We start from the raw sequence: 9523 nt of genomic DNA, 5'->3' as shown, positions 1-9523 counted from the left end.
CCAAGAAACGCGGTCCTTTGGGGGGCGATTCAATGCTGCTATTACGGTGTTATGAGCTTTTAACTTAGCTAGTTAAGCTTCATCGCCCAAGCCTTGTACTAAAAGTATTATTCCTTACGGTAAAGAATCGAACAAAAACTAAGCTCGAAAAGTCAACAGTCCCTAATTAATTTATACTCGCTTGGGTTGAAGGATATTTAGAAGCAGAGCTAAGGCTCTGCTTTTTTGTGGTTGTATTTCGTTCAAGCTATTCTTTTTCTAAAATAATTTGTAATATTTTTGTTGCTTTGCCTTTCTCTTTTCCAGATCAGCTTATTTATCACTATCGCTTGAAATGGAATAGAAACAATATGGATGTCATCACTAGAATTTTCGCAGTAGCGCTGTTTGCATTGTGCTCTTTAGGTGCGCTGTTAATGCAGACTTCAACACGGGTATTTGCTGCAGAACCTGCCGATGTGGCGTTAAGCACAAAAGTGCATATCAAGGTAGTCGATGCCAACGCGCGCGCGATGGATAACATGGTTGTTTATCTGCAAGCAAAAAACATAGATGATGCCAGTAGCGCTGATAAGACACAGAAAGCTGCACAAGAATTGGCAATTCCAGTTGAAGTCCATCAAAAAGATAAACAGTTCACCCCATACATTACCGTGGTTCAAAAAGGCCACGAGCTGCAGTTTGTTAACGATGATGATATAACCCACCATATTTATTCTGCAATTGGCCCCAAGCGCTTTTCGTTTAAACTACGCCAAGATGATGCCACTAAAACCATGGTTTTTGACAAAATAGGCCAGATCTCGATGGGATGTAATATCCACGATTGGATGAGCGGTCATATCTTGGTGGTCGATACGCCATATTTCTCCGCTACAGGCGTAAACGGCACTGCAGAGCTTAATGGTATTCCTGCTGGAGAGTACGAACTGATTGTGTGGCACCCGCAGCTCAATAGTCCAAGTCATCGTCAAGTCTTTACGATCCACAAAAATGATAAACCGTTAGTTTTTACTGCAACGCTCAATGCCGAAATGGGGCAAATTCCCGAGCAAAAAAGCCTTGATGACTTTGAGTTTTTGGAAGGCTACGAATGAAAAGCGGGTTCTTTAGGCAAATGAATCGATTGCAGATCCGTATTTTCGCTTTTTTTATGTTGCTGTTATTTGCGGTGCAGATGATTTCGTTTGTGATCACTTACAACAATAATCAACGCCTAGCAGCACAGCAGCTTACAAATCAGTTGGAAGTGGCGCAGTTAGTCTTTAAGTCAGAATACGACAATCGTAACTACTATTTATCAGCTTTCGCTGAAACCGCAGCCAAAGACTTTGGCTTAAAAGATATATTTATTGATGGTGATAGTCGTAGTTTTCTAGTCGCACTCAATAACCACCGCAAACGTATTAACGCTGACTTGGCCATAGCGGTTGCAGCCGATGGCAAAGTTATCGGGCAGTTGATAAACCAATACAACAAAGCGGGTGTGAAAAAGGTGCGCTTAGGTCCAGAGCAAAACCAAACCTTTCGTTATGCGCTAGACAGTGCTTTTCAGCAAATAGACTCGCTGTACGCGTTAGATAGCAGCGTTTACCAAATTAAGTTTGCGCCGCTAACCAGTGGTGGCAACACAGTGATTGGTTGGGTCGGCTTTGGTTTTGTCATTGATGAAGCGCTTGCGGGAACCTTGCAGCAATTGACTGGGCTTAATACGGGTTTTTTGTTAACAGAAAAAGGCGCACCAAGCCGATTTTTAGTGAGTGGTCAATCGACTATGGCAGCGAAAGATAGCGCAGCAGTGTTGCGGTTTGTCGAAAGCGACTTAGACAACACTGACTATCTGCTGTGGCAGCAATACCTCGGTACTATGGCTGAACAGCATTTGCATGCTTACATGTACCAACCTCGATCTGACCTTTTACAATCTTTTCAAAAACAGTGGTTGTGGCAGCTAGGACTCATTTTATTGATGCTGCCTTTATCGATGTTACTGGCCTTTATGATCTCCGGCAGCGTCACTAAACCGATAAAAAAACTGGTGGAGCAGGCGAGGTATATTGCTAAAGGTAATTATCATAGCAAAGTATCAGTTGGTAGCAGTGTCGAGATGATGCAACTCGCCGAAGAGTTTACCGTGATGCAGCAAGCGATCCTGAGTCGAGAAAGCAAAATTGCTTTTCAAGCCTACCATGACCCTTTGACAAATCTTGCCAATCGTAATGAGCTGGAGCGGGTCACCGCAGGCTGGTTTGAGTCGCAGCAGAATGTGGCTATCTGCTTGATAAATATTCGCCGTATTACCGAAGTCAATGTCACCTTAGGCCACGTCGTTGGTGATGAAGTGATTAAAGAGGTAGGGCGCCGACTAACTGCCATGACCGGTATCGATTTAGTGTGTCGCTTATCGGCTGATGAATATGTGTTAGCTTTTAAAAATCTCGATGCTAAATCGCTTAAAGAGGTACTGCAGCAATTACAACGCAATATTGAGCGAGAGTACCTTTATCAAGATATCAACTTGCATCTGCAAGTCACCGTTGGCACCGCATTTTATTACCCGCCAGCGGATTTAGTCACCCTACTTAGACAAGCCGATACTGCATTACATCATGCTAAAAAACACAAACTTGACGACCAAGTGTATGACGCACGAATTGATATTAATACCTTGGAGCGCCTACAACTGATCAATGAGTTAAAATCGGCCATTCAGCATGATGAGTTGGTTCTTTTCTACCAACCTAAGCTCGATCTCGCTTTAGATAAAGTCACTCACGTTGAAGCCCTTGTACGCTGGTTGCATCCCGTTAGAGGCTTAATTCCGCCCGATACATTTATTCCCATAGCAGAAAAAACAGGCCAAATGAATGCCTTGACTCGCTGGGTTATGGTTGAGGCGATAGCGCAATATCATCGCTGGAAACTGCAGGGCATTGAGCTGGCCATTGCGATAAATATTTCAGCAGAAAACCTAAAAGATGAGTCTTTCTGTCAATGGGTGCTAGACATTATTGCCGACCAGAATATGCCTATTGAAGCGTTGACGTTAGAGATCACTGAAGACGCAGTGGTAGCCGATCCTGCAACAGCCATCAAACAGTTAAGTGTATTGCGCCAATACGGCCTTAAGTTATCAATTGATGATTATGGCACTGGCTATTCATCACTAGCGCAGCTTAAACAGTTACCCGTTGACGAACTCAAAATAGACCGTTCTTTCATTCAGCAGCTGATGATCAATGGTGATGATAGAACCATCGTCAATTCTACCTTGCAGCTAGCCCATAGCTTAGGCTTAACTGTTGTCGCTGAAGGAATAGAGGATAAGGCGACTTTATCTTGGTTGAAACAGCGAGGTTGCGAAATGGCACAAGGTTATTATTTATCACGGCCAATAGATGCTGATGCACTCAGTCAATGGCTCACTGAATTTCCAACTCACGCATAAGAAGAACAGATGAATACAACAGTATGGATACTCGTAGTATTAAGCCTATGTTTAACTCAAAACGTCTACGCCGTTGAGCAGAAGATATCGGGGATAGTTGATGTACGTGCAACCGCTACCGATGGGCTGCGTTCTTTTGTTGACGGCGGCCTCGGAAAGTTTAGGTTTAATCCACAAACACAAGTGTCATTAGCTCAAGGTGGATTAAGTTATCAAGCCACTTGGGACAATGGCATTGGGGCGCATGTTGTCGCTAATGCCTATTGGGATGGGGTGAAAGACAATGTTGGTATCACAGAGGCTTATCTCAGTTATAAAAGTTTACCTTGGGACAATGGCTTTAGAGTGACCGCAAAAACGGGCATTATTTACCCGCACATTTCGCTGGAAAATATCGCCACGGCTTGGTCATCTCCTTATACCTTGAGTTACTCATCAATCAATAGTTGGTTTGCCGAGGAGGTACGGCATATTGGCGCAAATGTTGGCTTGCAACACCTTGGCAAGTTCTCCCAATCGGAGCATGACTTTGGTTTCAATGTTGAGACGTTTATCAATAACGACACCACTGGAGCCATGTTGGCGTGGCATGGCTGGACACTCAGTTCCAGACAGACACTTTGGCAAGAACATATCCCATTAAGTGCTATACCTGCGCGCAACGACGGCGGCATGTTAGCAGGACAAGCTGCAGAGTCTGATCCGTTTATAGAACTTGATAACCGACTAGGATATCACTTCAGTGGCAATTGGCAGTGGCGAGGCAAAGGAAAAGTCAACGCGGGTTACTACAACAATAATGCCGATACCCGCGTGGTAAAACAGGGGCAATATGCATGGTTAACTCGTTTTGGCTATGTGGGTTCCAAGTGGCGCTTACCGAACGGTATTGATTTTATCGGCCAATACCTGCAGGGCGATACCATGATGCGATCTCCATACGGCATGGTCGTGGTTGATAACGACTACCACAGTGCTTATTTACTGTTTAGCAAGCGCTGGCAAGCCCATCGATTAACGGTGAGGTTGGAAGATTTCGCAGTAAAAGATAACGATAATACCCTTGATGACGACAACAGTGAAAATGGTCAAGCTTATAGCGTTTCATATGCTTATCAGCTGCGTAAAGGCTGGTTTTTACAGGGCGAATATAACCTTATCGATTCAAAGCGTCCAGCAAGAGCAGTGCAGGGCGCGAGTGCTGAGTTGCTAGAGCAGCAGTGGCAACTGGCTAGCCGCTACTATTTTTAGTTGGGTTAACGGCAGATACAAAAATGCCAGCGGTAAAGCTGGCATTTTTAGTTTAAACCATGTTTAAGCTAGCTAAAGCTGCTCCAAATCGGTGCATGATCTGATGGCTTTTCAATGCCACGTAGATCGTAATCAACATCTGATTCTACTAAACGCTCTGCCAGTGATTTTGTCGCTAAAACCACATCAATACGCAGACCACGGTTATCTACAAAACCCTTACTGCGGTAGTCAAACCACGAGTAGCGCTCACTGCGAGTTGGATGTAGTTGACGGAAGGTGTCAACTAAGCCCCAATCCATCAATGTTTTAAGCCATTCACGCTCTTCAGGTTGAAAGCTACACTTACCCGTTTTCAACCAGCGTTTAGCGTTAGGTTCACCAATGCCAATGTCTAAATCGACTGGGGAGATGTTGATATCACCAATAATGGCAATATCTTCATCAGCGCTATGATGTTCATTTAAATAAAGCATTAAGTCTTTATAAAACTTACGCTTTGCCGGGTACTTTGTTTCATGGCTAATGTTGTCGCCTTGAGGGAAGTAACCATTTAGCACGGTGAGTGGACGGCCATTTTCCTGCATAAAGGTGCCCATAATCATCCGGCGTTGAGCGTCTTCTTCGTCGGTCGGAAAGCCCTTTTGAACTTTTAACGGTTCAGCCTTAGACAGCATAGCCACACCGTAATGCGCTTTACCACCATGGTAATGTACTTTATAGCCCATCGCTTCAACATCAGCGAGAGGAAAAGCCTCATCGTGTACTTTGGTTTCCTGTAAACCAATCACATCTGGCTGATGGCTATCGATTAAGGCTTGCAGTTGATGCAATCTTGCACGCAATCCATTGATATTAAATGAAACAATCTTCACTGTTGAATCCTTTTAGTTACGGCAACACTAACTTGTATGGTTTTACGATAACACTTTGGTAAACGCCTGCGGCAATATAAGGGTCAGCATCAGCCCAGCGCTGCGCATCTTCAAGAGATGGGAAGTCAGCAACTACCAAAGAGCCAGTAAAGCCTGCTTCGCCTGGGTTCTCGCTATCAATCGCTGGGTGTGGGCCAGCAATCAACAACTTGCCTTCATCGGCTAATAACTGTAGACGAGCAAGGTGATCTGCACGAACAGATAGGCGTTTTTCTAAGCTATTTTCAATATCTTGTGACGAAATCATGTACCACATTATTTGAGTTCCTTCTTATCTTCTTCAGACATGTTTTTAAATAGATAAAATACAGTGAGCACGGTATTGATGAGGGTTAGGGCGGTTAGGCCAAATACTTTAAAGTTAACCCAAGTCTCTTGCGACAGACTAAAGGCTACATAGATATTAACCAAGCCACAGGCGACAAAAAACAGTACCCAATACCAAGTGACATGCGCCCAAATTTTGTCCTCTACAACCAGCTCTTTGCCAAGCATGCTTTTTAAAATCGGCTTGTTCATAAACTGACTGACAGCTAATGCAATAGCAAACAAGGCGTAAACGATAGTGACCTTCCACTTGATAAAGGAATCATCATGCAAAATAAGGGTCAATGAACCAAATACAGTGACCATCGCAAAGGTAATGAGGTGCATCTTTTCTAACTTCTTATATAGCATGTAGCTAATAATAAGTTGTAATGCGGTGGCGGCAATTAAGGCGCCACTGGCGATGTAGATGTCGAAAAATTTATAGACGGCAAAAAAGATAACCAGAGGCAAAAAGTCGAGCAACTGTTTCATAGAGTAATATCAATTATCAATTCATAAAAGTGAGGCTGAGTGTAGCATGCAAGCTAACTAGGAAAAAGCGCAACAGCCTAACTTGGGTGCTTCGGTAAACTGCTGTTCAGTTAGGCAACATTAGGGTTACAAGATTGCCGCTAAGCTGCACATCTCTCGGTCATTATTTGTTGTGAAATATTGATGAGCTGACTAAAAACTGGGGCTGAGGTCGGCCCCGATTGCAATTCACTGTTAAAAACAGCCATCAATAGTAATCAATAGTCACCAATTTCTTTCCATAGGCACCTTGTAAAAACTGGCACGCCTAGTTTTAGTACACCATAAAAAATAAAGCATTAGGCTACTCATCAGCATTTGAAATGATCCAAGTTTTAGCTAAATCGAGCTCATGGTACTTAAAAGCTTTTACCTTCGCGGATATAAAATGACTCGCGATATCTTCAGCAATCGAGCTAAGTGAAGAGTCTGTCACTAAGGCAATATTTTTGATCTCTTTATGGTGATTTTTTACAAAAGTTAAGTGGGATAAAAGGCCGCCAAAGGAGTCCCAGCCAGGAAAACTCTCTACAGAGATGATCAGCCCGTTAAGTTTGCCATGTTGCTCAATGAAGGGGTCAATGACTTCAGTTGCCCTTTTAAAGTCAGCTTCAGAGAGGCTCGAGTCAGGGGATAGCATGGCAATGGCGTTCGGTACATCAATCTCAATGTTCAGCATCAAATTAACTCCTGTATGTTTAGCTAACAGCTTAGAATAGTGCTCAGTTCCATCGAGATAAAGCATAGCAGCTAAATGTTAATTTACAGCTGAAATCGCTTTGTTGATTAGTAATTGGAGGCTAATGTGTAGGCCTCTGAGTTCAGAGAACAACTGAAGTTTGCCGTGTAATACGCTTAGAGCGTTAACTTAAGTCTTTGGCGGCGCAACCCAATAAATCTCCCGCTTTTCCCAAAGTAATTTAGCTGGTATAATCCTCCGCGTATAATGTATGCAAAATTTTTTTAAGTAAAAGGTAATATGATGGAAACGAATAGTTCAGATTGGCGATACACCGTTATGCCGGCCGTGTTTACATGGCTAAAAGAGTCAGAATCCGGTGCCCTTGAAATTGACTTTGATGCAACACAAAAATACGCTGCAGATATTTTAAAAGTTCAAGGCAAAGGCGGAAGCCGAATGGGTGGACTTGTCGGTTCTGGTACTCTAGGTGAGAATAGCTACCTTAGTTCAGAGCAGCGTCTATCTGCACTTAAAGCCCTTTCTGAAGTAGCTAGAGAATACAATGTCCCGTTGATCAGTGGCGCAGCGGCAGAAACTAAAGAAGAGCTTGCCGAAATCGTTAGAGAACTCGCGACGGTTGGAGTGGATACCGTAATGGTGATGCCACCAAAAACTAAGGAAGTTCCTTCTGACGAAGAGATGTATGCCTACTATGAGCTGTCTGCCATAGCAGCAAAAGAGGCTGGCGTAACCATTATGCCTTATAACAACCCTGATGCAGCCGGATATCACGCACTTTCAACAGATATTCTTAGAAGACTTTCTGCTCTACCTGAAGTAACGGCTCTCAAAATTTCGACTACAGATGTTTCTACTATTGAAACGCTGATGTTAGAGAACAAAGAGTTAAAAATCTTAGCAGGTGTTGACACTGTAACTGTACATGCCGGACTTGCTGGAGCATGCGGTGGAATTACAGGTGTAGGTTGTATATTCCCGAAAGCGAGTGTCACTATGCAGGAGTATGTTAATAATGGCGAATGGGCTGAGGCAAACAAAATTTCTCAGGCTATGAATTCCATATCATATCTTGATGCACAGCCGTTGCTTATGGAATACCTTAAGTTTGCTTTTGGCATTCACCATAATGATGCTACTGGAGGCCTTCGTACCTTTGGTAAGACATTAACTCAACAGCAAATTGATGATGTTCGCGCAAGATATATTCTAGCGAAAGAAAGACTTGAAGCTCTGAATTTAATCGGCTAACTCTTTCCAATATTCAAAAAGAGAAAGCTCCGTTTTAACGGGGCTTTTTTTGTTGCTCTTAGGATTGGAAGCTAGTATTTGGTTCTTATAGTCGCAATGGTTCTATGTCAGGCTCGAGTTTACCGAAAAACGAACCATACGAGCCTATTTTACGTTTCTAAAGCTTACTGCGCATAGCCTACTAGTGTTTTAGCGGAGATAAGAGACGAGGAACTAGGCCATCATCTATATGCTTGGCGAGAGTCAGCTATGTCATTGATTAATAATGGCTGGCTAATGTATTCTTGATTCTGTTACTAGTCCCGCTTTAAATTATTTTTATGTTTTACCAAATAGTACAGCCTGTAGGGACACTTCCTAACGCTACTTCACTAATATGGCCTCCATGAGGAGAACCAAAGGGATTAGCAGTATATACCACAACATCAACTCCACTTTCATACTCCTTTAACTCAATATAAATTTGAGGAATATCGTAATCTCGCCCTAATAGCACTACATAAAACGAATATCCCTCTTCTATTGCTAGATAGCGGTGAACATAGGGTGCGGGTCCGCCTAATGTTACTCCATTCATTTTCACTGCAGAATCATTAGAATGAAAACACTGAGCTAAGTATGCTTTAATACCTACTTTTAGTTCATCCATAGACTTCGTTGACTTAACCTCAGTTTTTATACCATTACTAATTAATTCATCGAATGTTTTAGGCATTTCTGGTATTAGCGAACACGACATGAGAAATAAAATTGGAATTAAAACTAAAAAACGCAAAACATTGCTCCTTAAAACATAACGCCCATTTAAGGGGCTGATAATTGTTTGCTAAAATGTGTAGCGAAGCGAAACCGAGCAAACTGTTAGCAGTCCCGCTTTAAATTCTTGTTGAACGAAGCCGCTCTGCGGCAGAAGAGATAATAAGCCTCTTTGCTCTCCCATCCTAAATACTTATTAGAGGCGATCCATTTTGATCGCTAACCTAGGAGTATTGCCATGAACACACTCGAACAGCAACGCTTTGATTTTCTTTATGAACAACATCTTACCAACTTAACACTGCAAGGCAAGCGACCTGCTACCATTGATGCCTATAGCCG

At 42.9% G+C, this 9523-nt stretch carries 9 protein-coding genes; 4 read left to right on the top strand and 5 right to left on the bottom strand.

The features are described 5' to 3' along the window. The first annotated feature begins 350 nt into the window (after positions 1-350). The 3 genes from AB4238_RS21870 to AB4238_RS21860 are packed head-to-tail and all read left to right on the top strand — an operon-like array spanning position 351 to position 4699. Entirely contained in the window at positions 351-1097 is a 747-nt protein-coding gene (locus AB4238_RS21870; protein ID WP_372035678.1) for a hypothetical protein, read from the top strand. After that, entirely contained in the window at positions 1094-3448 is a 2355-nt protein-coding gene (locus AB4238_RS21865; RefSeq protein WP_372035676.1) for an EAL domain-containing protein, read from the top strand. Before AB4238_RS21870 ends, AB4238_RS21865 begins: the two co-directional genes overlap by 4 nt. 9 nt (positions 3449-3457) lie before the next feature. After that, complete coding sequence (locus tag AB4238_RS21860) at positions 3458-4699, top strand: hypothetical protein (RefSeq protein WP_372035675.1); 1242 nt, start codon at positions 3458-3460, stop codon at positions 4697-4699. A gap of 68 nt (positions 4700-4767) precedes the next feature. On the opposite strand, the gene xthA is transcribed toward AB4238_RS21860, so the two are convergent. The 4 genes from xthA to AB4238_RS21840 all read right to left on the bottom strand — a co-directional run bounded on the left by xthA (position 4768) and on the right by AB4238_RS21840 (position 7153). Continuing rightward, positions 4768-5574, bottom strand: a complete 807-nt coding sequence (gene xthA / locus AB4238_RS21855) for an exodeoxyribonuclease III (RefSeq protein WP_372035673.1) — start codon at positions 5572-5574, stop codon at positions 4768-4770. Between the two features lie 16 nt (positions 5575-5590). Further along, on the bottom strand, positions 5591-5890 hold the full coding sequence (locus AB4238_RS21850) for a YciI family protein (RefSeq protein ID WP_220736167.1): 300 nt from the start codon (positions 5888-5890) through the stop codon (positions 5591-5593). Next, positions 5890-6435, bottom strand: a complete 546-nt coding sequence (locus AB4238_RS21845; protein WP_372035670.1) for a septation protein A — start codon at positions 6433-6435, stop codon at positions 5890-5892. The genes AB4238_RS21850 and AB4238_RS21845 overlap by 1 nt, the downstream gene beginning before the upstream one ends. A 343-nt stretch (positions 6436-6778) precedes the next feature. Then, positions 6779-7153, bottom strand: a complete 375-nt coding sequence (locus AB4238_RS21840; RefSeq protein ID WP_372035668.1) for an STAS/SEC14 domain-containing protein — start codon at positions 7151-7153, stop codon at positions 6779-6781. 303 nt (positions 7154-7456) lie between these two features. On the opposite strand from AB4238_RS21840, the gene AB4238_RS21835 reads away from it, so the two are divergent. Further along, entirely contained in the window at positions 7457-8425 is a 969-nt protein-coding gene (locus tag AB4238_RS21835) for a dihydrodipicolinate synthase family protein (protein WP_372035666.1), read from the top strand. 325 nt (positions 8426-8750) lie between these two features. Here AB4238_RS21835 and AB4238_RS21830 read toward each other — a convergent pair whose 3' ends face one another. Further along, positions 8751-9200 carry a hypothetical protein gene (locus tag AB4238_RS21830; protein WP_372035664.1) on the bottom strand — a complete coding sequence of 150 codons (450 nt, stop codon included), beginning with the start codon at positions 9198-9200 and terminating at the stop codon, positions 8751-8753. Between the last annotated feature and the right edge of the window lie 323 nt (positions 9201-9523).

The sequence above is a fragment of the Shewanella sp. 10N.286.45.A1 genome (assembly GCF_041470405.1).
In the GTDB taxonomy this organism is placed as follows: Bacteria; Pseudomonadota; Gammaproteobacteria; order Enterobacterales; family Shewanellaceae; genus Shewanella.
The sequence above is the reverse complement of the archived record's forward strand: the minus strand, read 5'-3'. Positions and strand labels throughout refer to the sequence as shown.

Bases quoted from the DNA above. Each gene is read 5' to 3' on its own strand.
- AB4238_RS21870 (WP_372035678.1), top strand. From the start codon at position 351: ATGGATGTCATCACTAGAATTTTCGCAGTAGCGCTGTTTGCATTGTGC.
- AB4238_RS21860 (WP_372035675.1), top strand. From the start codon at position 3,458: ATGAATACAACAGTATGGATACTCGTAGTATTAAGCCTATGTTTAACT.
- AB4238_RS21865 (WP_372035676.1), top strand. From the start codon at position 1,094: ATGAAAAGCGGGTTCTTTAGGCAAATGAATCGATTGCAGATCCGTATT.
- AB4238_RS21840 (WP_372035668.1), bottom strand. From the start codon at position 7,153: ATGCTGAACATTGAGATTGATGTACCGAACGCCATTGCCATGCTATCC.
- AB4238_RS21845 (WP_372035670.1), bottom strand. From the start codon at position 6,435: ATGAAACAGTTGCTCGACTTTTTGCCTCTGGTTATCTTTTTTGCCGTC.
- AB4238_RS21850 (WP_220736167.1), bottom strand. From the start codon at position 5,890: ATGTGGTACATGATTTCGTCACAAGATATTGAAAATAGCTTAGAAAAA.
- AB4238_RS21835 (WP_372035666.1), top strand. From the start codon at position 7,457: ATGGAAACGAATAGTTCAGATTGGCGATACACCGTTATGCCGGCCGTG.